This window comes from Streptomyces sp. NPDC053673 (genome assembly GCF_055585225.1).
In genome coordinates, this window is the sequence record NZ_JBVJKN010000051.1 from 1 (window position 1) to 22,384 (window position 22,384).

Consider the following 22,384-nt stretch of genomic DNA (forward strand, 5'->3'; position numbering starts at 1 on the left):
CCCACGCTGCGTTGTCGGAGTCATCCACGTACGTCCAGTACGAGGATGATCTCCCCCAGAGCTGCGCCTGGGAGGTGCCCCCACCGCCTTGCGATTGCACGCACCAGACGCCGCGCGCCCCGCCCTACGGGCGGACGGCGCTAGTTCTCAAACCGGCCTAGACCGTCGCGGCCAGCCGCGTGCCCTGGTCGATGGCGCGCTTGGCGTCCAGCTCCGCGGCGACATCGGCGCCACCGATGAGGTGGACGGTGTGCCCGGCCGCGCTCAGCTCCTCGTACAGATCGCGGCGCGGCTCCTGTCCTGCGCAGAGCACGACCGTGTCGACGGGAATGACCGTGGACGTGCCGTCCACGGTGATGTGCAGGCCCGCGTCGTCGATCCGGTCGTACGTCGCTCCCGCGACCATCGTGACGCCACGGTGCTTGAGCTCGGTGCGGTGGATCCAGCCGGTCGTCTTGCCGAGACCCGCGCCGACCTTGGTGGGCTTGCGCTGCAGCAGATGCACCGTACGCGGCGGCTTCGGGCGCTCGGGAGCCCGCAGCCCGCCCCGCGTCCCGTACGCGGTGTCCACGCCCCACTGCCGGAAGTACGTCTCCGGGTCCAGGCTCGCACCTTCGCCGCCGTCGGTGAGGAACTCCGCGACGTCGAAACCGATTCCGCCCGCGCCGACGATCGCCACGCGCTCGCCCACCGCGACGCCGTCCCGCAGGACGTCGAGGTAGCTGACGACGCTCGGATGGCCGACGCCCTCGATCTCCGGGGTGCGGGGAGAGACTCCCGTGGCCACCACGATCTCGTCGTACCCGCCGAGCAGCTCCGGCGTGACGAGGGTCTTCAGGCGGACCTCCACGCCGCGCAGCTCCAGCTGCGTACGGAAGTAGCGGAGCGTCTCCTCGAACTCCTCCTTGCCCGGCACCCGCTTGGCGATGTTGAGCTGCCCGCCGATCTCGTCGGCGGCGTCGAAGAGGGTCACCGCGTGTCCGCGTTCGGCCGCGGACACGGCGAAGGCGAGACCCGCGGGACCCGCACCGACGACGGCGAGCCGCTTGCGCAGCCTGGTGGGGGAGAGGAGCAGCTCGGTCTCGTGGCAGGCACGCGGGTTGACCAGGCAGGAGGTGATCTTCCCGCTGAACGTGTGGTCCAGGCAGGCCTGGTTGCAGCCGATACAGGTGTTGATCGTCTCGGCGCGGTCCTCCCGCGCCTTCGTCACGAAGTCCGGGTCGGCCAGGAACGGCCGCGCCATCGACACCATGTCGGCGCGCCCCTCGGCGAGCAGTCGCTCGACCACCTCGGGGGTGTTGATCCGGTTGCTGGTGACCAGCGGCACCGACACCGAGCCCATCAGCTTCCGCGTCACCCAGGTGTAGGCGCCGCGCGGTACCGAGGTCGCGATCGTCGGGATACGGGCCTCGTGCCAGCCGATACCGGTGTTGATGATCGTCGCGCCGGCCGCCTCGATCCCCTGGGCGAGCGTGACGACCTCCTCCAGCGAGGAGCCGCCCGGCACCAGGTCGAGCATCGAGAGGCGGTAGATCAGGATGAAGTCCTCGCCGACGCGCTCACGGGTGCGGCGGACGATCTCCAGCGGGAAGCGGACCCGGTTCTCGTACGAGCCGCCCCAGCGGTCGGTGCGCTGATTGGTGGCGCTCGCGATGAACTCGTTGATCAGATAGCCCTCGGAGCCCATGATCTCGACTCCGTCGTACCCCGCGGACTTGGCCAGCTCCGCTGCCCGTACGTAGTCCTCGACCGTCCGCTCGACCTCGTCGTCGGTGAGGGCGTTCGGGACGAACGGGCTGATCGGCGCCTGGAGCGCGCTGGGGGCGACCAGCTGCGGGTGGTACGCGTACCGGCCGAAGTGCAGGATCTGCATCGCGATCCGGCCGCCCGCCGCGTGCACCGCATCCGTCACGGTGCGGTGCTGTGCGGCCTCCGCCTCGGTGGTCAGCTTGGCGCCGCCGTCGTACGGGCGTCCCTCTTCGTTCGGGGCGATACCGCCGGTCACGATCAGGCCGACGCCGCCGCGTGCACGGGCGGCGTAGAAGGCGGCCATGCGCTCGAAGCCGTTCTCCGCCTCCTCCAGGCCGATGTGCATCGAGCCCATCAGCACCCGGTTGGGCAGCGTCGTGAACCCGAGGTCGAGCGGGCTGAGCAGGTGCGGGTACGGGGCCGGGGCCTGGGGCTGCGGGGGCGGCGGGGTCATCAGGGGTTCCTCCTCGCGCAAGGTGCGTCGAGTCCCTTTGTAGACGTCGACGAGCGGTTATGCAACAAGTTGCACAACGGCTGAGGAGTGACATGCGCTACGCCGGCGCCGCCCAGCGGTCCAGGTCCTCCGGATTCCGCGGACCGGTGGCGTCGGCGGCCGGCAGCCCGTGTGCGCAGCACCTCCGTCACTGCCGTCGCCCACGGCCGGCGCAACCCGGCCGCGGCCGGCAGTTCGTGGTCGGCGAGCAGCGCGGCGACCGGCCCCATGCGCAGACCCCGCCGGGGAGAGCACGGCCGCGTCGTCCGTCCACCGCAGGCCCAGGTACATCACAAACCGCGAACGGTTGCGTACACTCAGACCTTCCGGTAGCCGTATGCCTCCGCCGCCGCCGTCCGCACCGCGTCCAGATCGCCGCCCGCCGACGCGGTCACCACCGCCGCGATCGCGCCCTCCACGAACGGCGCGTCCACCAGCCTGGTCCCCTCCGGCAGTTCGTCCCCCTCGGCGAGCAGTGCCTTCACGGTCAGCACGGCGCTGCCGAGATCGACGATGACGGCGACGCCCGCGCCCCGGTCGACCGCCATCGCCGCCTGCGTGATCAGCTCCGAGCTGGTGCCGAGCCCACCGTCCGGCGTACCGCCGGCTGCCGCGACCGGGGCGGTGGCGCCGCCGCCCGCGAGTCCCCGGGCGAGCTCGGCGACCGAGGCCGCGACCTCCGCGCTGTGCGAGACGAGGACGACGCCGACCTGGCTCACGAGCTCACCCCCGTCCCGCTCGTCCCGCTCGTCCCGCCCGTCTCCGCGAGGGCGGCGATCAGCAGCGCCGAGGACGTCGCCCCCGGGTCCTGGTGTCCGATACTGCGCTCGCCCAGATAGCTCGCCCTGCCCTTGCGCGCCAGCATCGGTACGGTCGCGAGCGCGCCCCGCTCCGCGGCCTCCCGGGCGGCCGCGAACGACTCGGCCGAATCACCCAGCGCCTCCACGGCGGGTTCCAGCGCGTCCAGCATCGTCTTGTCCCCGGCCTTCGCCCCGCCGAGCTGTGCCACCGCGGCGACGCCGGCGCGCAGCGCCTCGGCGAGCTGTTCCGGGGAGACCTCTGCCGCGTCGCCCAGCGTCTTGCCCGTACGCCGCAGGAGCGTGCCGTACAGCGGACCCGACGCGCCGCCCACCGTCGAGATCAACTGCCGTCCGCACAGCATCAGTACGGCTCCCGGAGTGTCCGGCGCCTCCTTCTCCAGTGCGGTGGTCACCGCGGTGAAACCACGCTGCATGTTGTTGCCGTGGTCGGCATCCCCGATCGCGGAGTCGAGTTCGGTGAGACGGCCGGCCTCACGGTCCATGGCGGCGGCGGTGACGGTCATCCAGCGGCGGAAGAAACCCGCGTCCAGCACAGCGTCTCCTTTTCGTTGCTTACCACGGATGCGTTGCGTACCACGGATCAACGGCCCCAGCGCAGCGCGGGAGTCTCCACGGGCGCGTCCCACAGCCGCAGCAGCTCCTCGTCCGCCTCGCACAGCGTCACCGAGCATCCGGCCATGTCGAGCGAGGTCACATAGTTCCCGACGAGTGTCCGTGCCACCGGTACCTCGCGCTCGACCAGCACGCGCTGCACCTCCGCGTTGAACCCGTACAGTTCGAGCAGCGGTGTCGCGCCCATGCCGTTGACCAGCGCCAGCACCGGACTGGACGGCTGCAGGTCCTCCAGGACGGCGTTCACCGCGAAGTCCGCGATCTCCCCCGAAGTCATCATCGGGCGCCGCTCGCGGCCCGGCTCCCCGTGGATGCCGATGCCCAACTCCAGCTCGCCCGGCGGGAGATCGAAGGTGGGACTGCCCTTGGCCGGCGTCGTGCACGCGCTCAGCGCCACGCCGAAGCTGCGCGACCGCTCGTTGACGCGCCGCGCGATGGCCTCGACCCGCTCCAGCGGTGCGCCCTCCTCGGCGGCCGCTCCGGCGATCTTCTCGACGAAGAGCGTCGCTCCCGTACCGCGCCTGCCTGCCGTGTACAGACTGTCCGTCACCGCCACGTCGTCGTTCACCAGCACCTTGGCGATCTGGACGCCCTCGTCCTCGGCGAGCTCCTGGGCCATGTCGAAGTTGAGGACGTCGCCGGTGTAGTTCTTGACGACGAACAGCACGCCCGCCCCGCTGTCGACGGCGGCCGCGGCCCGCGCCATCTGGTCCGGCACGGGCGACGTGAACACCTCCCCGGGACATGCCGCCGAGAGCATCCCCGGCCCGACGAACCCGCCGTGCAACGGCTCATGCCCGGACCCGCCCCCGGACACCAGCGCGACCTTGCCGGCGACCGGAGCGTCTCCCCTGACCACGACCCGGTTCTCGACATCCACACCCAGCTCGGGATGTGCGGCCGCCAATCCCCGCAGGGCATCCGCGACGACGGTCTCCGGGACGTTGATGAGCATCCGCATGGCTACCTCCTGATGAGACTGGCGATCATCACTCTGAACAGGGTCTTCGCAGGTCGGGCTGTGTGCCGTGGTGCCGAACACCGGCCATGGCGGGCGTCGGTACGGATGCTCACATGGTAGGCCGCTACGGCGGAGTCACCCGGGGCGAAACGGCGGCCGCTTCCCTACCGGAGAGTTCGTCGAGCGAGCGGCCCGCCGGTTCGACGCGGAAGACCAGGGTGACAGCGAAGGCGAGCGGGCTGGTCACCGCGATGCCGTACAGCAGCGCGCTCTCGCCGAGGCCCGCCAGCAGTACGGGGACCAGCGTCCCCGGTTCCGGGTCGGCAGGATCTCCGCGAGGTAGCTGGCCGCGATGGGATAGTCCAGCCCGACCGCGACACCCAGCATGAGCCGGAAAGCGATCAAGGCCACGGAACCGGGCGTCCGGTGTCAGTAGCGCTGGGCCTTGGCGACCGTGGGGGTCAGATTCATACCGGGGGCTTGCGGCTGATCGCGAGTGGCTGTGCCTGCTCCCCGGGGGCGAGATCCTGCGCTCCGACGATCCGGCTCTCCACGACCTTCCCGGCGGAGTCGGTGAAGTCGACCTGCACTGCGTACGACGCCGTCTGGCCGGTGCTGTTGGTGATCGTGACCACGACGGCCTGGACGCCGCCGGTGGCGGCCGTCGGCTTGCCTGTGAGCGCGACATCGGAGAGCGCGTTCCCGCCGCCCTTCAGGTTCTTGAGCTTCTCCTGCGCCGCCGCGTTGGCGCGGGCCACCTCGGCCGAGACGGAGGCCTCGAAGGACGAGGCGGCGGCCGCCACCGACGAGGCCGCGGCGGAGGACGCGGCGCGCGCGGAAGCCTCGAGCGAAGCCAGCGCGGAAGGCGGCGTCCCCGCGAACGCCGAGGTGTCCGGCGGGGTCGGGCGCGGGCTGAACGGCGTCGGCGAACTGGTGCTCGAATTGCCGCTTTCGGTGCTGCACGCCGCCAGCGTGGCCGTTCCCGTTGCCGCGACGATCACCGCCAGCGCGGCTCCCCCCCCCGCCGCCTGACCGATGAGCCCTGCGCACACGTGCTCATCAGGGTCGTCCCTTGACTACCGGTGACCGCACCACCCCCCGGCGCCCTGCCTCAGTAGCGCAGAGTGCTCGCGATGCCGCCCATCCCGGCGAGTGTGCCGTCCGGTACGAAGTGGACCTCGGCGCCCGTCTCCAACGACCGCTCCACGATGTCGTCGACGATGTCGGTGACGGCGTCCATATCCCCCGGCTCCGCGGGAGCCAGATGGCCGCCCGAGTCGCGCACGGTCTCCCGGTAGTTCTCCTCCACGGCCAGCAGTGCGACCCGGCCGGACTCGACGTTCTGCCGGATCTCGTCGACCCCGGCGGCGAAGGCCCGCCGGCCACGGGCCTTGTCCAGCTCCGAGAGGACACCCTCGATGTCCTTCTGCGCCTGGGCCTCGACGAACGGGCGCACGGCCTGCCACACGGCGTTGGCCGGCCCTGCCGCCAGTCCGCCCTGCGGGACATGGGTCGCCGTCCGCCGGGCGACCGTGCCGACATCGTCGAGCAGTGAGAGCGCCGCCGCCTCGCCCGCCACATAGAGCAGCCGGGGATCTGCCTTGAGCACCGCGCCCAGCGCCGTGTCCGCCTCGCGCAGGAAGTGCCGGGTCGCCTCGTCCGTGAAGGTGCTCGGTACGTCGCCGATCTGCTCCTCGCGCTCGGCGTCGGGGTTCTCGAACGTGCGGGTCATCGGGAACGCCCCGGTGTCCTCCTGGGTGACCCGGTCCGCCGAGCCGCTCCACAGGGTGACGCGGTCGGACGACACGGCCATCACCCAGAAGGGCCGCTCGGCGGCCTGCGCCGAGACGAGATTGCGGGTCAGGAACGTGTCCGAGAGCACGACGCGCTCCGGCACCGAACGGCCCAGCGTCCACACCTCATGCTCGCCCTGTGCGGCGAAGACGACCAGCCCGTCCTCCGCGTGGGCCAGGTCGATCTCCGACAGAGCCATGTCCAGCTGCTGGACGACGTCGATCCGGGTGTCGCGAGTAACGGCCGGATCGGCCTGAAGCTGCTCCTTGGCCTCGGCCACCAGGTTGCGCAGCCGGACGGGATCCTGCGCATTGTCCGGCTCGCGTCGATGCGTGGGCATCACTACCGAAACCGCCGGATAGGGGCGCTGCTTGCGGAGCCGGGCAAGGACGTCGGAGCTGAGAGCTGGGTGCATGCGGATCCCTCCAGGGCGTGCAGTGAATGCCTGCGAGCCGTGAACCCGTGGAAAGGCCTCCTGGGCCGATAGGTCATCAAGGTGAACCATATGTCCGATTTCTCGGCGGGGCAGAAGATGCGGGCCGGCCGCGGACGTGCACAGCCGTGGACGCCCCTGTCAGCCGGGCTGCACCAGACGGTCCGCGGCGGTCCTCGCGGCGGTGCCCATGACGATCGTGCTGTGGTTGCAGTCGGGCACCTCCTCCGGGGTCAGCAGCGGCGCCCGCTCCGTCCAGTGCGCCACCAGCTCGGGCGGGTTCATGCCCGGGGTCTGGTCCATCAGGCCCTTCGGCGCGTACAGGAGCCGGGCCGGACAGGACAGGTTCAGCAGATCCGCGGCGAACGAGTCGGCCGAGGTCAGCAGCTCCCGGCCGTCGTGGCGTACGGCGGCCTCCCGGGCGCGGGAGCGGCGGGCGCCCTCTGGGCCGGTCAGGTCGTACCGGACGGGCACGCTCTTCTTCGTACGTGGCCGGCTCGACGCCACCGACGTCCACGCCCTCGAACGGGCCGCCCAGTCGGCCGCGTTGATGCTGCTCGGAGAGCGGTCGGTCGCCGAGGTCGAGCAGCGGCTGCGCGGCGAGATCCTCGACGACCTGCTGGGCGCGCCGCACCGCGACCCCGACGGGCTGCGCCGCCGGGCGCTGCGGCGGTGGTCGAGGCGTACCGGGACGCCGCCCGCTGGCTGGACGTGCTGTTGGCCCTGGACCGGGCCGGCGAGGGCGCCTGCCGCGACGAGTTGGGCATCCACGGCATTCTGCTCGGCCAGACGGACCGCAGGGAGCTGGACCGGTTCGTGACCCGCACCATCGGCCCGCTGGTGGAGCACGACGCGGCGCGCGGCAGCGACCTCGTCCGGCACTGGAGTACTTCGCCTGCGACGGCGATCTGGCCAGAACCGCGGCTGCCCTGTACGTCCACGTCAACACGCTCTACCAGCGCATCGACCGGATCTCGGCGCTGATCGGGAAGCAGTGGCGCCACGGGGACCAGGCGCTCCAGGTGCACCTGGCGCTGAAGACGCATGTGACCTCGCGCTGAAGAGGCTTGGGCCGCAAGGACATTGACTTCGCTGCCCCTGATTGGTTGAGTGGCTCATCCACTGAGCCACTGGGGAGGAACGGCGTGGAGGCACTGCCCCGCGAAACCATCGTCGATGTCCTGGAGAGCCGGCTGCGAGAGGACATCCTCACCGGCCGCCATCCGGCCGGCAGTTATCTTCCGCCGGAGCGCCGGCTCGCCGACGGCTACGGAGTCACCCGCACCACTCTCAAGCACGCCTTCGGACGCCTCGCCCAGGCCGGACTCCTGGAGACCCGCCACGGAGTGGGCACCCGGGTCCGCGACTACGCGCGGCTCGGCGGGGCCGATCTGCTGCCCATGCTCGTACGGCACAGTCCGGACTGGATCGGTGAGATCTTCGAAGTGCGGCGCAGTGTCGGATCGTTGATCGCCGAGCGGGCCGCGACCCGCGCCACCGCACAGCACCAGGACGAGCTGCGCACCCTGCTGGACGCCGTGCGCGCAGCGGACGGCGGCGACGCCGTGCAGCTCGCCGACATCGAGGTCCACCGGGCGCTGGCCCGCGCGACCGGCAACCGCGTCTACGTTCTGCTGACCAACACCCTGTTCAACGCCTATCTGCCGGTGCGGACCGCGCTCGTGGGTCCGTTCACGGACGCCGAAGTCGCGTACGGGCGGCTGGCGCCGGTCGTCGACGCGGTCGCGGCCGGTGACGAGAGCGGCGCGCGTCGTGCTGCCGAGGCGTATCTGACGGCGACCGAACGGATCATGCTGGAGGGCCTCGCGTGAACACGAGCCCGAACACGAGCCCGAGCGAGAACACGAGCGCGAGCGGCCGCGGAACGGTGTTCAGCGAGACCATGTTCGGCACGGTCCGGCTCGACGGTGAGGACCGGACCCGCCGGATCCGCCTCGATCTGCGGGTGTCGGCGGACCGCGTCATGCGGCTTCTCGGCACGACCGAGGCGCGGACCACGGGCCGGATACGCATCGCCGGATGGGCCGACGACCCGTGCGTCGAGGGCGAGTTGGAGATCTCACCGCTCGCGAGACGGCGCATCCGGTACCGCCTCTCGTTCACCGCCGGCGGCCGCCGGCTCACCCTCGACGGCTGGAAGTCCGTGACCCCGCGCAGACCGGTCGCGTCGATGACCGTACTGCCGTACACGCTGTACGACGACGGGGCCGGGACACGGGTCGGCGCGGGAGCGCTCCGCTTCCCTGTGAGCACACAGCTCGTGCCCTTCCTCGCGAGCTTCCGCTTCCCGCGCCGCGAGGACCCGGCCCCGCTCATGGCATCCCGCTGGAGCGGCGAGCCGGGCCGCACCGAGGTCTGGTACACGACCCTGACCGACCCGGCGACCGGCACCGGCCTCTGGCTCCACCATGAACTCACCGCGCCCACCGACGAATCCGAGCCGGTCGCCCACGGCTGGGCCGCGGTCTTCCCCAAGGACGGGCCCGTACGGCACGCGCGCTTCGGCCCCGCCAAGTGGACGGCCGGCGAGGACGGCTTCACCGCCGGCGGGATCTCGGCCACGCCCGGCCGGCTGACCGGCTCGGCGGGTGGGCTGCGCTGGGACCTCAACGAACACGCGACGGACACGCCGCTCTTCACCTTTCCCCGCTGGTCCTGGCGGCGCCCACTGCTGCCCGCCGCCCAGATCCTTCCGGCCGCGCGAGCCTCGTACAACGGCACGTTCTCGTACGGGGACACGACCCTGACGCCGACCGGTGCGCCCGGCGCCTCGGCCCGGATCTACGGGCACGGCAACGCGCGCCGCTGGGCCTGGCTGCACGCGGACCTCGGCGGGGGAGACGTGCTGGAGATCGTCGCGGCCGTCTCCATGCGGCCCGGGCTGCGCCGGCTGCCGCCCCTGGTCTTCCTGCGCCTGCGCCGGGCCGACCGCACCTGGCCACGACGGGCGGAGCGCACGGCGCTGGGCTGGGCCGGGATCGGGCGGTTCCGTTCCGCCGTCGGCCTGCCCGTCTGGACCGTGAGCGGCCGCGCGGGCCTGCGCCGCATCCGGGTCGAGGTCACCCAGCCCGAGGAGCGCACCCTCGCGCTCGACTACACCGACCCGGACGGCTCCCGGGCGATATGCCGCAACAGTGAGCGCGCCGATGCGCACGTGCTGCTGGAGCGGTGGTGGGGCGGCTGGCGTACGGAGGCCGAATGGACCCTGGACGGCACCGCTCACGCGGAGGTGGGCACACGATGAGTCTCACCGGTTTCGTGGCCGCCCTCATCGCCGACGACGGCACCGACCACTGGCCCGCGCGCGTCCCGACGAGACTCGAAGCGGTGCTCGACTCGATGCCGTCGGCCGCCCGCACCGGAGTGCGGTCCGCGGCGCGCGTCATCGACGCGTACGCGCTGGCTCGCACCGGCCGCAGGCTCGCCGCCCTCACCCCCGCCGAACGGGAGGCCGTGCTCGGCTCGCTCGGCGCACGCACCGCTCTCGCCCCGCTCCTCGACGTGCTCAAGGTGCCCGTGCTGCTCGCCGCCGGGACCGAGCGCATGCTCGAGCAGCGCGCAACCGTCCCCGCACTGACGCGGAAGGACCCGCCGCTCGACTGCACACCCGCCGACGAGTGGCCCGCCCGCTCCACCGCCGACGCCGTGGTCATCGGCTCCGGCGCGGGCGGAGCCATGGCCGCGCGGACCCTGGCCCGTGCCGGACTGGACGTCGTCGTACTGGAGGAGGGGCACCACCACTCCACCGAGTCCTTCGGGCGGCGCGCCCCGCTCGACCGGTTCGCCGAGCTGTACCGGGACGGCGGAGCCACCGTCGCCGTGGGCAGCCCGCCCCTGCTGCTGCCCGTGGGCCGGGCCGTCGGCGGCACCACGGTCGTCAACTCCGGTACGTGCTACCGCACTCCGGACCACGTCCAGGAGCGCTGGGCGAAGGAATTCGGGTTCGCTCCCGCCGGACGGTTCGGCCCGTACCTCGACGAGGCCGAACGCACGCTGCGGGTGGCCACCCAGCCACTGGACGTCCTCGGCAACAACGGCCGGATCGCGCTCGCCGGCGCCGAACGCCTCGGCTGGCAGGCGGGCCCGCTGCGCCGCAACGCGCCCGGCTGCAAGGGCTCCTGCCAGTGCGTCGTGGGCTGTCCCACCGGCGCCAAACAGAGCGTACAGCTCTCCGTGCTGCCCGACGCCTGCGCCGCCGGAGCCCGCATCGTCACCGGCGCCACCGTGCGGCGGATCCTCGTGGACGGGGACCACCCCGGCGGCCCGCGCGCGGCCGGCATACGCGTACGACGGGAGGGCGGCGGCGAGTTCGAGATCCTCTCCCCGCTCGTCGTCGTCGCCGCGGGCGCCCTGCACTCGCCGCCGCTGCTGCGTCGCTCGGGCCTCGGTGGACACCCCCGGCTCGGCCGCAACCTCAGCGTCCACCCCGCCACCAGTGTCGCCGGACGCTTCGCCGAGCCGGTCACCGCCTGGGAAGGCGTACTGCAGAGCGTCGGCGTGGAGGAGCACCACGACGGTGGCGTACTGATCGAGGCGACCGCGACCCCGCCCGGGATGGGCTCCTTCGTTCTGCCGGGCCTCGGAGCCGAACTGCGGCGCGAACTGGAGAGCGCGGACCGGCTCGCCACCCTCGGAGCCATGATCGCCGACCGCCCGTCCGGCCGCGTACTGGGCAAGGACCGTACGCTGCTCCGCTACGACCTGGACCGCCGCGACGCGGGCCGGCTCATGCGTGCCGTACGGGCGATGGGCGAGCTGCTGTTCGCGGCGGGCGCGGAGGAGGTCCTCACGGGCATTCCCACCGCCCCGCGCGCCCGCAGCCTCGCCGAACTGGACGGCGTTCTCGCCCGCGTGGGCCCACGGCAGCTGCATCTCTCCGCCTACCACCCCACCGGCACGGTCGCGGCGGGTGCCGACCCGCAGCGCTTCCCCGTGGACGCCACGGGACGGCTCCGGGGCGTGCACGGAGTGCTGGTCACGGACGCCTCGGTGCTGCCGGGCTGCCCCGAGGTGAATCCGCAGCTCAGCATCATGGCGGCGGCACTGGCGGTCACGGAGGCCCAGCTGGAGCGATGACGGACGGGGACGCCCCACACCACCCGGCGGCCCTCACCTGGCGGACTGCCCTCATGTCGCGCAGCGTGGAGGGCGGGGACCGCGAGAAACGCGGGACCGCGAGAAAGGTGAACGGCATGGACAGGCAGGATTCGGCTCCGCGTGTCGTGGTGGGTGTCGACGGTTCGCCCTCGTCGCACGAGGCGCTGCGCTGGGCGGTCCGGCATGCCGGTCTGATCGGGGCGACGGTGGAGGCCGTGGAGGCGTACGAGCTGCCGGGAGCGCACGGGTGGTCGGCCCCCATGGTGGATGCCGGCTTCGACGCGGAGGTGGCCCGGGAATCGCTTGCCGAGGAGATCCGCAAGGTGCTGGGCGATTCGGAAGGCTCCCAGGTGCGGCAGGTCCTGCTGCGCGGCAACCCTGTCGAGGCCCTCGTGAAGGCGTCGGAGGGTGCGGAGCTACTGGTGGTGGGCAGCCGGGGCCGCGGCGGGTTCGCCCGTGTGCTGCTCGGTTCGGTGAGCCAGCAGTGCGCCCTGTACGCCACCTGCCCGGTCGTCATCGTCCGCCCCGAGGCCACCGCGTCCGAGAGCGCGTGACGGCGGCCGTCGTCACGCCCCGGCACGGGGCGCGGGCGTCCGCCGACGGGTGGATCCTGAAGGCAGGACGGGGCCGCACGGGCATTCCGCGGCCGGACGCGGGTGAGGAGGTTCCCCATGACACGGACGCTGGAATGGCGGGTCCGCATGCAGCTGTCCGAGGAGGACGGCACGACCAGGGCCCGGGTGGAGCTCGACACCGGCAAGACGACGCTCACCGGCCACGGCACCGCCCGCTGCAACCCCCAGGACGTGGACGTCCCCGAGATCGGCGACGAGCTCGCGGCGAGCCGCGCGATGAGCGACCTCGCCCGCCGGCTGATGCGGGCTGCCGACCGCGATCTGGAATCGATGGGCGCAGTGCCCGAACCGGGCTACGGGTACGGCTGGCCGGAGGTGTCGGCCTGACGCCCGCCGGCACGGCCGGTGCCCTGTGTGTCCACAGGGCCCCGGCGGCGTCCACCGGGGTGCCCATGCCCCGGCCGTCCCCTCACCGACGGCAGCCGGCTCCTCCGGGGGATGCCGCCATCCGCGACCACCGTCGGTCCGCTCCCGGAACCATGACCCGGCGGACGACCGCCGTACGCCCACGTACGCCCGCGTAGCCCGCCCCGCCGGACACGGACAGTAGCTGATCTCACGGACAGTAGCCGGGCGTTACCGGGCCCAGGTGGCCGATGCGCGTTAACGTGAAGCTGCGGCAGCACACCATGATCGTTCGACAGCGGCGGAGGAATCATGGGCGGGGACGACCGGAGCGAGTCGGGCCGCTTCCCTCGACTGCGGCTCGACGAACTGCTCGAAGAGCTCCAGGTGCGCATCGACGAGGTCCGCGGTACCAGGGACCGCCTCGACGGGCTGCTGGAGGCCGTCCTCTCCGTGGGCAGGGAGCTGGATCTGCCGCACGTGCTCCGCGAGATCGTGGAGGCCGCCGTGGTACTGGTGGACGCCGAGTACGGTGCCCTCGGGGTGATCGGGGAGGACAAGAAGTTGTCCCAGTTCCTGCCGGTCGGCATCAGCGACGAGCTGCGGGAGCGGATCGGTGACCTGCCGTCCGGGCACGGGCTGCTCGGGGAACTGATCAGGCATCCCGAGCCACTGCGACTTCCGGAACTGTCCGAGCACGCGGCATCGTCGGGGTTCCCCGCGCACCACCCGCCGATGCATTCGTTCCTCGGAGTCCCCATCCGCGTGCGCGACGAGGTGTTCGGCAACCTCTATCTGACGCAGAAGCGGGGTGGAGCCGAGTTCGACGAGGAGGACGAGGCGGTCCTGGCGACGCTCGCCGTGGCAGCCGGTATCGCCGTCGAGAACGCTCGCCTCTACGAGGAGACCCGCCTCAGGGAACACTGGCTGACCGCCAGCTCCGAGTTCACCAACGCCCTGCTGTCCGGTACTCCGGAAGTCCGGGTACTGGAGATGATGCTGGACCGCGCCCGGCTGATCACCGAGGCCCGGGTCGGAGTCGTGTATCTGACGGAGGAGGGCGGGGACCTGCGCGGCGTCCTCGCGCTCGGCGAGGGGGTGGAGCGGCATCAAGGCGTGGTGCTGCCCCGCGACGAAGGGACGCTCGTCAGCGCGGCGTTGCTGAGCGAAGAGGGCCTGACCACCACTCCTGACGTGGCCAACGACGCCCGCGTGACCTTCAGGCCGGAGCGGTGGAGGGACTGCGGTCCCGCCGTCGCCGTCCTGATCGGCGACAAGGACACGCTGCGGGGCGTGCTGATGCTCGCCCGTGGTGCCGGCCGTCCGCCCTTCACCGATACGGAGACCGCGCCGTTGTCGGGCTTCGCCGGCCAGGCCGCGCTCGCCCTGGAGCTGGCTGAGCGGCGGCGGGACGCCGAGCAGATGAGCCTGTTGGCCGACCACGACCGTATCGCCAGGGACCTGCACGATCTCGCCATCCAGCGGCTGTTCGCGACGGGGATGACGCTCCAGAGCGCCCAGCGCTTCGTTCAGCACCCCGAGGCGTCCGAGCGACTGGGGCGGGCGATCGACGACCTCGACGCCACCATCAAGATCATCCGTTCGACCATCTTCGGGCTGCGTGAGCACGAGGCCCCGGGCGTGTCACCCGGACTCAGACTCCGCACCGTACGGGTCGTCGAAGAAGCCGCCCCGGCGCTCGGCTTCGCCCCGTCCGTGCGCATGGAAGGCCTCATCGACACCGACGTACCCCGCCCGGTGGCCGACGAGGTCGTCGCCGTACTGGGCGAAGCCCTCGTCAACGTCGCACGGCACGCACGGGCCGCGAACGCCGACGTATCGGTTGTCGCACACGCCGGGACGCTGACCGTGACGGTGACCGACGACGGTGTCGGCATCGAGGAGGGCGGCAGGCGCAGCGGACTGCGGAACCTGGCGGAACGCGCCGCGAAACTGGGCGGTGAGCTGACCGTGACCCGTGGGACCTCCAGTGGCACCCGGCTGGTGTGGCGGGTGCCGGTGCCGGGCGGACGGTGACCGCGCAGGGCTCCGGCGGCCGCGGTGACCCTCGGTACCACCGGATGCCCTGCCTCAGTGGTGCGGCTCCCCGTGCTCGTGGAACTGGGCCGCGATGACCGCGGCCTGTACGCGGCGCTCCACGCCGAGCTTCGCCAGCAGATGCGAGATGTGGTTCTTGACCGTCTTCTCCGACAGATAGAGACGCTCCGCGATCTGACGGTTGGTCAGGCCGTCTCCGATCAGTGCGAGGACTTCCCGCTCCCGCTCCGAGAGTACGGCCAGTCGCTCGTCCCCGTCCTGGCGAGCCGCGTCCGGGCCACGCAGCGAACCCATGAGCTTCGCGGTCGTGGCGGGATCGAGCATCGACTGCCCGGTCGCCACGGTGCGTACGGCGGCGACCAGGTCGGAACCCTTGATCTGCTTGAGGACGTATCCCGCCGCCCCGGCCATGATCGCGTCCAGGAGTGCGTCCTCGTCGTCGAAGGACGTCAGCATGAGGCAGGCGACCTCCGGCATCAGCGACCGCAGCTCCCGGCAGACGGTGATGCCGTCGCCGTCCGGGAGCCTGATGTCGAGGACCGCGACATGGGGGCGCAGAGCGGGTCCTCGCGCCAGGGCCTGCGCGGCGGTCGCCGCCTCTCCCACCACCGCTATGTCGGATTCGGCGCCGAGCAGGTCGTGAAGGCCCCGCCGGACGACTTCATGGTCATCGAGCAGGAACACGCGGATGGGCACCTCCGCGGAGAAGACCGGTGCCTCGGACATACGAGCCCCCTGGTGGTCGGTGGTGCCCACTCGATCACGCGGATCCACGGAAACCTCGCAACAGGACCGAACGGTCAGGGCCACCGGCCCCGAGAGCCCTTCCCGGCGCTCGTCACCGACGCCGTGCAGAGCGCCCACGGCCACGTCCACAGCTCCATCAGTCCGGCGATCTCGTGTGCGCCAGGACATCGCCGGAGTGGTGCGCGGAATCGGGCAGATCCTCCCCGGCCTGCGCCGCCTGGTAACGGGCGATCTCGTCCGCGACGCATCCGGCGACCGGTTCCACCATGGCCGCGACGGCGGGGGAGAGCCCGGAGCCCACTGTGGAGTCGACGACCTGGACGGCGTACACCACGAGCCGTCCCGGCAGGCGTCCGAGGGCCCGGGAGAGTTCGATGGCCTCACCGAGTACGTTCCCGTGCGGATGATCGTCCTCGGGCTGTGCGAGACGCTCGCCGTCCAGATCCAGCCGGGTCACCCGGCCGGGATCGTCCGGGTACGCGTGCGCGGAGTCCACGACCACGGCCAGTTCCGCGTCGTGCCACAGTCCGACGAGCCGGGCCGGCTCGCCGTCGCAGGTGGCGACGTCGGCATCCGGTGGCAGCGGCCGGTCCGCGGTCCGTTCCCGCAGCGTGTCGATGACAGCCCAGCCCACCCCGTCATCGCGCCTGAAGTCATGGCCCAGGCCGATGAGGGCGATGCGTGAACGGGGTTCCATCGTGCTGCCTCCCGACTACGGTGACCAGCCTCGTCGTCCCCGGACGGCCCGTACATGGGCCGAACGGCCCCTGTGCCGGGACCGCCCGCCCTTTTTCGACGGGACGAGCCCCGGCGGTCCTCCGGGTACCGCACCCGAAGGGCCGCCGGGGCCCGCGTCCGCACGCGCGCTCAGTTCGCCAGCAGCGACTCCAGGATCGCCTCGTCCGGCGCGCTGATCCTCGCCCGCTCCAGACTCGGGCAGTCCGGATCGAGCCGGAACCTCGCCAGATCGCGGCCGGACACTCCCCAGGCGTGCCAGGACAACCGTTCCCAGGCCAGCTGGGGCGGGTTGTACCAGCCGTCACCGAGGCCCGTGAGCAGCGGTTCTGCCTCCGCGAGGCCGGGACCGATCCGGTACACCGAGCCGCCGAACACCGAGGCGAACACCTCGCCGCGGTGCACGCTGAGCTCGCCGTAGCTCGGCAGCTTTCCCGTGTGCAGGACCGTCCGGGACTCGAGGTCCATGGCGAACCAGGTGCCCGCGAGCCGCTTGTAGACCCCGTACAGCACACCGTCGTGCACCTCGATGTGCTGCAGGCTCGCGTACCCCTCGAACGGCGCGAACTCCCACAGCACCTTGCGGCGCCGGAGGTCGAAGGCGACGATCGTCGCACTCGGCCGCGCCGGTGTGACGCTTCCGCCGCCCCAGGTGTCCCCGGCGAGATACGCGATCCGGCAGCCGTGCCGGTCGTCCAGCGCGAGCGACATCACGCTCTGGTCGACGATCACGTCCGGGTACACCGAGAGCCGGCGTCTCGACCGGTCCACCAGGGTCAGGGCGCCCTTGAGCCGCCCGGCCGGCGGGGCGGTGGACACCAGGAGCAGATCCTCCTCTCGAACGTGTGCCATGTCCGTCGGCCGCTGCTGGTCGTTGTCGACGAAGCCCAGCGAACGGACCCTGCCGTGGACCGGTTCGAGCTCCAGCACCTCGGTGCTCGGATAGAGCGCCGCGTACACACGTCCTCCGGCCATGCGCAGCTGCTTCGGCTCGCCCGCGACGGGGATCCGACGGGACGTGCCTGCCTCCGGCCGGTGCGTCGTGATCGAGAAGTGTCCGCCGACGTGCACGGTTCCGCGTGAGCCGTACGTCATGGACTGCACGGGATCCGGTCCTGACATGCTCGTGTCGATCAGCTCCAGTATGTCCGACGTGTTGTCGGCCAGATCCAGCCACCAGAGCCGGCCGCTGCCCGCACCGCCCAGCAGCGTCCCGTCCTTCAGCGGGAACAGTCCGCGGTGCTCATCGGCGGGCGTGGGCGCCGCGACCGGCACGAGTGTGTCGCCGGTGCGCCGGTAGACGGTGCCTGTCGGGCGTCCGATGCAGTACACCGTGCCGTCGGAGGTCGTCGTGATCGCGTCGACCAGCCGCTCCGTGGCCGGTATCGGGATCACCCGGGCGTCGCCGCCGTCGGGGGCGATGTCGATGACGGACCTGCCGAACCCACCGATCACCCGGCCGCCGTGCGCGAGCATGCAGGCCGCGCCGCCGTACGGAGTCGGCGTGATGGACTGCTTCGCGCCGGTCGTCCTGTCGTACGCGACGATGTGGCCCTGCGGCAGCGTGCCCGCGTAGACGAAGCGCTCGTCGGCGGCGATCGCCCGCACGTACTGTTCACCGGGCCTCGCCACACCGAGATTGCGCAGGACGCCGGTCGTCGGCGAGTACTCCCAGACCTCGCCGCGCGGATACGTACCCGCGTACACCGTGCCGTCGGGCGCCGATGCGAGACACCAGACGAAGCCGCCCGACGGGCCCACCGTGCCGATCAGCGTCACCGAGCCGGTGGCCGGGTCGAAGCGGTAGATGTCGGGGAACGGGTACGTGCCGACGTAGACCTGCCCGCCGGAGACGGTCGAGGCCCACCCGCCTTCGCCGCGGGGCAGCCGGACCGTCCTGGTGAGCTTCTTCGCCGCCAGGTCGATCTCGCCCAGCAGCGGCGGATTCTGCCCACGTGCCACCACGTACGCCCGGTCGTCGAGCACGGTCAGGCCGACGATCGCCGCCGTGTAGGTCGCGATGCCGTACGTCGAGACCGCGGGGTCCGAACAGTGATCCCCTGTGCCGGATGTGCCGGCTCTGCTCGCCGTGCCCGTGGCGCTGGATGTGGGTGTCGTTCCGGCTGTGTCGGCATGCGCTGCGACCGGGGCCACCGTCTGCCCCGCCACGGACGCCACGACCAGCCCGGCTCCGGCGTGCAGTAACCGCCTGCGTTCCATGCGAGCCTCCCAGGGATGCGGACCGTTCCCTAGAGGATGACCATCGTGTTCAACGTGAACACCTGGTCCGGTGAGGTTTTTGACGTGCTTTCAGCAATTGTCGAATGCCGGGGCCGGATTCCGGCGGTCAGCCGCCCCATCGGATCTGATGCACTGTCACCCGCCCGGCGGAACACAGGGGCCCGTCACCAGCGGAACTCCGGGTCGGCACACGCTCCCGCACATCGGCCTCATCGTGATGGTGCGCCTCGTCGCGGTGGGGCTGCCGAGCCGGGCGGTGCCGCCGCCGAGCGGGCCGGTCGCCTCGTGGTGCCGACTCGGCATTCGTTCAGCGGGCCCAGCGGCGACGACGGAGGCCCGCGGCCCGCGGCCCGCGGCCCGCGGGCGGCTTGCCGAGGGGGCGGGTTCTATCCTGGACCGAGGCACCTGGGGGTACCTCGCGAGGTGATCGGAATGCTCGACCTGTCCTCCGAGCTCTCTGACGTCCCTGCGGTCCGGGGCCGAGCGCCCTGGCCCGATCACGAGTACGTCAAGGGGTGGGGCGTCTTCGGGCTCCCCTTCGACTCCGGTCACGTGCTCGCCCTGCGCGTCTTCCCGGAGAACTCCTTCGGCCCCTACCGCACGCTGTGGCACCGCGGCCCGGGTGGCGACTGGTCCATCCACGTCGACGGGGCACGACTCGACACGGCGTGCCCCCGGTACTACGGCCCCGCCTGCGCACGCACGGGCCACGCCCGTATCGAGGTCACCTGGACCGGCCCCGCCTGCCTGCGGGTGACGATGGATTCCCCTGCGCTGGACTGGTCGCTGACCGCCACCTCGACCCGTCTCCTCGGGATCCTCAACGGCGTCGGCGCCCTCCTGCCGCTCGCCACCTGGCGCTCCCGGCCCCTGGTGCGGGCCCGGGAGCTGGCCGCGCGTGCGCTGGGGATGGGGCACCTGCAGATGACCGGTGTGATGCCGAGCGGCCACACCGGCACGCTCATGCCCCAGCAGATGTACTTCGTCGACCGTTCGAGGGCCACGCTCGACGGCATCGACCTCGGCCGCCCGGTGCGGCTGCGGGAGAACCCGCGTATCGGTGACGTGCCGCTCCCCGCCCGCGGCGTCCTCGCCGTCGGCCAGGCGGTCTGGGGGATCCTGGACCGGGCCGAGTACGACCGCACCCGCTCCGAGACCGCCGGGCCCACCTGATCCCGGCGAGGGCGCGCGACGTCCGGTCGACGGCGGCGCCGCAGCTGCAGGCGGGCCCCCGGGCGGTCGCCTCCGAATAATTCGGGTGCGTTCGCGGACCCGGCCCGGTAGCGTCCGATCCATCGCCTTCCGATGCGCGCGAGCCCCGGTTACTTCCTGACAAAAACCCGACCGGTGCCCACTTCTGATCTCGGGAGGCGTCTGCTTCCGTGTGCGCCGAGCGGCGCTTCGATCGCGTGTTGACGACCGCGTGACCCTCGTATCTCCACCCGCCAGGGGGCCTCTGCATGACCCAGTTCAACCGTCAGCGGGCCAAGGCCGAAGCCAGGAGCGAGATCCAGGCCGAAGTACCGGGCCTCACCGCAGGCGGAGCGACATCCCCGCTCTCCACGCACGGCCGATGGATCGTCACGCCGTCACCCATCGCCGGGCGGACGGCCCCTTCCCCGTCGCTGGGTGGCAACCGCCCGGGGCGCGCCGGGTACGTCCGGGATCCGAAGTCCGAGCTCTTCCTGCTCGGTGTCGCCAACATGGTCGGGCAGCCCACCTTCTACGAGAGCGCATGGTCCCGCGACGACCGCTACGCCCAACTGGTCCGTCTGCTCGCGGTCGCCGACCCGGATTGGACCCTCGGAATGCTGCGCTGGCTCCGCACGGAAGCGCACATGCGGACGGCGTCACTGGTGGGTGCGGCCGAGTTCGTCCGCGCCCGGCTGGACGCCGGGGCCTCCGGCTCCTCGCGGCAGGCCGTCGACGCGGTGCTGCAACGCGCCGACGAACCGGGCGAGTTGCTGGCCTACTGGACCTCCCGGTACGGACGACGTCTTCCGCAGCCGGTGAAGCGCGGGGTCGCGGACGCCGTGCGCCGGCTCTACACCGAGCGTGCGCTGCTCAAGTACGACACCGGTTCACGGGGGTTCCGCTTCGGGGACGTCCTGGAGCTGACCCACCCCGCGCCGGCGCCCGGCCGGCCCTGGCAGGGCGAGCTGTTCCGGTACGCGGTGGACCGGTGCCACTGCCCGGACCGTGCCGTACCACCGGCGGGTGCCCCGCTCCTCACGGCCCACCGCGAGCTGATGTCGGTCCCGGACGACGAGCGGTACGCGCTGGTCACCGGGCCTGGCGGAGCCGAACGGCTGGCTGCGGCAGGGATGACTTGGGAGGCGCTGGCGGGCTGGTTGCGCCGCCCCATGGACGCCGCGGTGTGGGAGGCCGTGATCCCTTCGATGGGGCCCATGGCGCTCGTCCGCAACCTGCGCAACTTCGATCTCGCGGGGGTCGGGAACCGGGTGGCCGCCGACGTCGCCCGTCGGATCTCCGACCCGGTCGAGGTGCTGCGCTCCCGGCAGTTCCCGTTCCGCTACCTGGCGGCCCACCGCAACGTCCCGTCACCACGCTGGGAGCAGGCCCTGGAGGCGGCGCTCGGGCACTCCCTGGCGCAGGTGCCCGCCCTGCCCGGCCGGACCCTGGTCCTGGTGGACCGGTCCGGCTCGATGTTCGACACGCCCAGCGTGAACACCGGACTCAACCGGGCGGACTCCGCCGCCATCTTCGGCACGGCCCTGGCGATCCGGGCCGAGCGGGCCGACCTCGTCGAGTTCGGCTCCGACAGCCGGAGGGTGGAGCTGGAGCCGGGCGAGTCCGTCCTCCGAGCGCTGGACCGGTTCCACGACCTCGGGGGGACCAACACCGCGCAGGCCGTCACCCGGCACTACAACGAGCACGACCGCGTGGTCGTCGTCACCGACGAACAGGCGTACCTGGCGCCCTACATCGACACCTTCGGCGCCGTTCCCCGGCGGGTTCCCGTCTACACCTGGAACCTGGGCGGCTACTCCCAGGGCCATGCAGCCGCCGGTCCGCACCGTCACACCTTCGGCGGCCTCAGTGATGCGGCGTTCCGGCTGATCCCGCTCCTGGAGTCCGGCCGCGCGGCCGAGTGGCCCTGGGAGTCCACCGCGGCCGCGACGTGAGGTCCGCCCTCCCGGCGTCCCGTGCTCGGGGACGCCGGGCACGGGTCAGGAAACCCGCTTGATCGTCCAGGTGTTGGGCTCGTGGCTGGGCACCGCCGCGTACTGGCAGGCACCGGTGTAGAAGCTCTTGCCCACCTGCACCCAGCCCGCGGGCGGCCACGTGGAGGCGCAGGTGTTCACGGTGCTGCCGATGGGCAGCCCGGAGACCTGCTGGATCTTCTTCATGTTGGGGTTGAACGTGACGCCGCACTGCCAGCTGTTCCACCACTGCACGTCGACCCAGCCGGACGGCGTCAGGGAAGTCCCGCACATGGTTGTGGTGTCGCCGGGAGCGGCCGAGGCCGGTGCCGCGGTGAGTGCGACGCAGGCGGCAGTGGTCATCAGGGCCAGCGAGGCCGAACGGAGACTGACCACGGTGGTACCTCCAGGATCGTCGATGAGTGGTTTCGCGTGAACCCCACAATCCATACCGTTCCTTCACATGTGGGAGTAGTCG

Annotated in this window: 21 protein-coding genes and 1 pseudogene; 10 read left to right on the forward strand and 12 right to left on the reverse strand. The window is 71.9% G+C overall.

What is annotated here, in order from left to right; genetic code table 11:
* Positions 1-157 precede the first annotated feature (157 nt).
* From ACZ6ZQ_RS36070 to ACZ6ZQ_RS36105, 8 genes and pseudogenes are all read right to left on the reverse strand, one after another.
* The gene (locus tag ACZ6ZQ_RS36070; protein WP_469772752.1) at positions 158-2,203 is read right to left on the reverse strand and encodes an oxidoreductase; all 2,046 of its coding nucleotides are present in this window, start codon (positions 2,201-2,203) and stop codon (positions 158-160) included.
* Positions 2,204-2,559: 356 nt separating this feature from the next.
* Positions 2,560-2,961: a PTS-dependent dihydroxyacetone kinase phosphotransferase subunit DhaM gene (locus ACZ6ZQ_RS36075; protein WP_469772753.1), complete on the reverse strand. Its 402-nt coding sequence runs from the start codon at positions 2,959-2,961 to the stop codon at positions 2,560-2,562.
* The gene (gene dhaL, locus ACZ6ZQ_RS36080; RefSeq protein ID WP_469772754.1) at positions 2,958-3,596 is read right to left on the reverse strand and encodes a dihydroxyacetone kinase subunit DhaL; all 639 of its coding nucleotides are present in this window, start codon (positions 3,594-3,596) and stop codon (positions 2,958-2,960) included. Before dhaL ends, ACZ6ZQ_RS36075 begins: the two co-directional genes overlap by 4 nt.
* Before the next feature lie 47 nt (positions 3,597-3,643).
* Positions 3,644-4,636, reverse strand: coding sequence for a dihydroxyacetone kinase subunit DhaK (gene dhaK, locus ACZ6ZQ_RS36085; RefSeq protein ID WP_469772755.1), 993 nt, complete (start codon positions 4,634-4,636; stop codon positions 3,644-3,646).
* Positions 4,637-4,760: 124 nt separating this feature from the next.
* A complete protein-coding gene (locus tag ACZ6ZQ_RS36090) occupies positions 4,761-4,883 on the reverse strand; it encodes a hypothetical protein (protein ID WP_469772756.1) in 123 nt (40 codons plus the stop codon).
* 182 nt (positions 4,884-5,065) lie between these two features.
* Positions 5,066-5,688 (reverse strand): annotated as a pseudogene (locus tag ACZ6ZQ_RS36095) (FxLYD domain-containing protein).
* Between the two features lie 59 nt (positions 5,689-5,747).
* A complete protein-coding gene (locus tag ACZ6ZQ_RS36100) occupies positions 5,748-6,845 on the reverse strand; it encodes a baeRF3 domain-containing protein (protein WP_469772757.1) in 1,098 nt (365 codons plus the stop codon).
* A 159-nt stretch (positions 6,846-7,004) separates the two neighbouring features.
* Positions 7,005-7,337: a hypothetical protein gene (locus ACZ6ZQ_RS36105; RefSeq protein ID WP_469772758.1), complete on the reverse strand. Its 333-nt coding sequence runs from the start codon at positions 7,335-7,337 to the stop codon at positions 7,005-7,007.
* A gap of 198 nt (positions 7,338-7,535) precedes the next feature.
* Here ACZ6ZQ_RS36105 and ACZ6ZQ_RS36110 point away from each other — a divergent pair, with 198 nt between their 5' ends.
* The 8 genes from ACZ6ZQ_RS36110 to ACZ6ZQ_RS36145 all read left to right on the forward strand — a co-directional run bounded on the left by ACZ6ZQ_RS36110 (position 7,536) and on the right by ACZ6ZQ_RS36145 (position 14,998).
* Entirely contained in the window at positions 7,536-7,847 is a 312-nt protein-coding gene (locus ACZ6ZQ_RS36110; protein ID WP_469772759.1) for a hypothetical protein, read from the forward strand.
* Entirely contained in the window at positions 7,793-7,924 is a 132-nt protein-coding gene (locus ACZ6ZQ_RS36115) for a helix-turn-helix domain-containing protein (protein WP_469772790.1), read from the forward strand. Before ACZ6ZQ_RS36110 ends, ACZ6ZQ_RS36115 begins: the two co-directional genes overlap by 55 nt.
* An 84-nt stretch (positions 7,925-8,008) precedes the next feature.
* Entirely contained in the window at positions 8,009-8,695 is a 687-nt protein-coding gene (locus ACZ6ZQ_RS36120) for a FadR/GntR family transcriptional regulator (RefSeq protein ID WP_469772760.1), read from the forward strand.
* On the forward strand, positions 8,692-10,128 hold the full coding sequence (locus tag ACZ6ZQ_RS36125; protein WP_469772761.1) for a hypothetical protein: 1,437 nt from the start codon (positions 8,692-8,694) through the stop codon (positions 10,126-10,128). Before ACZ6ZQ_RS36120 ends, ACZ6ZQ_RS36125 begins: the two co-directional genes overlap by 4 nt.
* Entirely contained in the window at positions 10,125-11,960 is a 1,836-nt protein-coding gene (locus tag ACZ6ZQ_RS36130) for a GMC family oxidoreductase (RefSeq protein WP_469772762.1), read from the forward strand. The genes ACZ6ZQ_RS36125 and ACZ6ZQ_RS36130 overlap by 4 nt, the downstream gene beginning before the upstream one ends.
* A gap of 116 nt (positions 11,961-12,076) precedes the next feature.
* Positions 12,077-12,535, forward strand: a complete 459-nt coding sequence (locus ACZ6ZQ_RS36135) for a universal stress protein (RefSeq protein ID WP_469772763.1) — start codon at positions 12,077-12,079, stop codon at positions 12,533-12,535.
* Between the two features lie 117 nt (positions 12,536-12,652).
* Entirely contained in the window at positions 12,653-12,943 is a 291-nt protein-coding gene (locus tag ACZ6ZQ_RS36140; protein ID WP_469772764.1) for a DUF1876 domain-containing protein, read from the forward strand.
* Between the two features lie 330 nt (positions 12,944-13,273).
* The gene (locus tag ACZ6ZQ_RS36145; protein ID WP_469772765.1) at positions 13,274-14,998 is read left to right on the forward strand and encodes a sensor histidine kinase; all 1,725 of its coding nucleotides are present in this window, start codon (positions 13,274-13,276) and stop codon (positions 14,996-14,998) included.
* Positions 14,999-15,052: 54 nt separating this feature from the next.
* On the opposite strand, the gene ACZ6ZQ_RS36150 is transcribed toward ACZ6ZQ_RS36145, so the two are convergent.
* The 3 genes from ACZ6ZQ_RS36150 to ACZ6ZQ_RS36160 all read right to left on the reverse strand — a co-directional run bounded on the left by ACZ6ZQ_RS36150 (position 15,053) and on the right by ACZ6ZQ_RS36160 (position 18,721).
* Positions 15,053-15,745, reverse strand: coding sequence for a response regulator (locus ACZ6ZQ_RS36150; protein WP_469772766.1), 693 nt, complete (start codon positions 15,743-15,745; stop codon positions 15,053-15,055).
* 157 nt (positions 15,746-15,902) lie between these two features.
* Complete coding sequence (locus ACZ6ZQ_RS36155) at positions 15,903-16,463, reverse strand: hydrogenase maturation protease (protein WP_469772767.1); 561 nt, start codon at positions 16,461-16,463, stop codon at positions 15,903-15,905.
* A 170-nt stretch (positions 16,464-16,633) separates the two neighbouring features.
* Entirely contained in the window at positions 16,634-18,721 is a 2,088-nt protein-coding gene (locus ACZ6ZQ_RS36160; RefSeq protein ID WP_469772768.1) for a YncE family protein, read from the reverse strand.
* A gap of 453 nt (positions 18,722-19,174) precedes the next feature.
* Between ACZ6ZQ_RS36160 and ACZ6ZQ_RS36165 the strand changes: the two genes are divergently transcribed.
* Together ACZ6ZQ_RS36165 and ACZ6ZQ_RS36170 are read left to right on the forward strand one after the other, a co-directional pair.
* Entirely contained in the window at positions 19,175-19,915 is a 741-nt protein-coding gene (locus ACZ6ZQ_RS36165) for a hypothetical protein (protein WP_469772769.1), read from the forward strand.
* A 287-nt stretch (positions 19,916-20,202) separates the two neighbouring features.
* Positions 20,203-21,888, forward strand: coding sequence for a TROVE domain-containing protein (locus ACZ6ZQ_RS36170; protein ID WP_469772770.1), 1,686 nt, complete (start codon positions 20,203-20,205; stop codon positions 21,886-21,888).
* Positions 21,889-21,933: 45 nt separating this feature from the next.
* Here ACZ6ZQ_RS36170 and ACZ6ZQ_RS36175 read toward each other — a convergent pair whose 3' ends face one another.
* Positions 21,934-22,302, reverse strand: a complete 369-nt coding sequence (locus tag ACZ6ZQ_RS36175; protein WP_469772771.1) for a hypothetical protein — start codon at positions 22,300-22,302, stop codon at positions 21,934-21,936.
* Positions 22,303-22,384 lie beyond the last annotated feature (82 nt).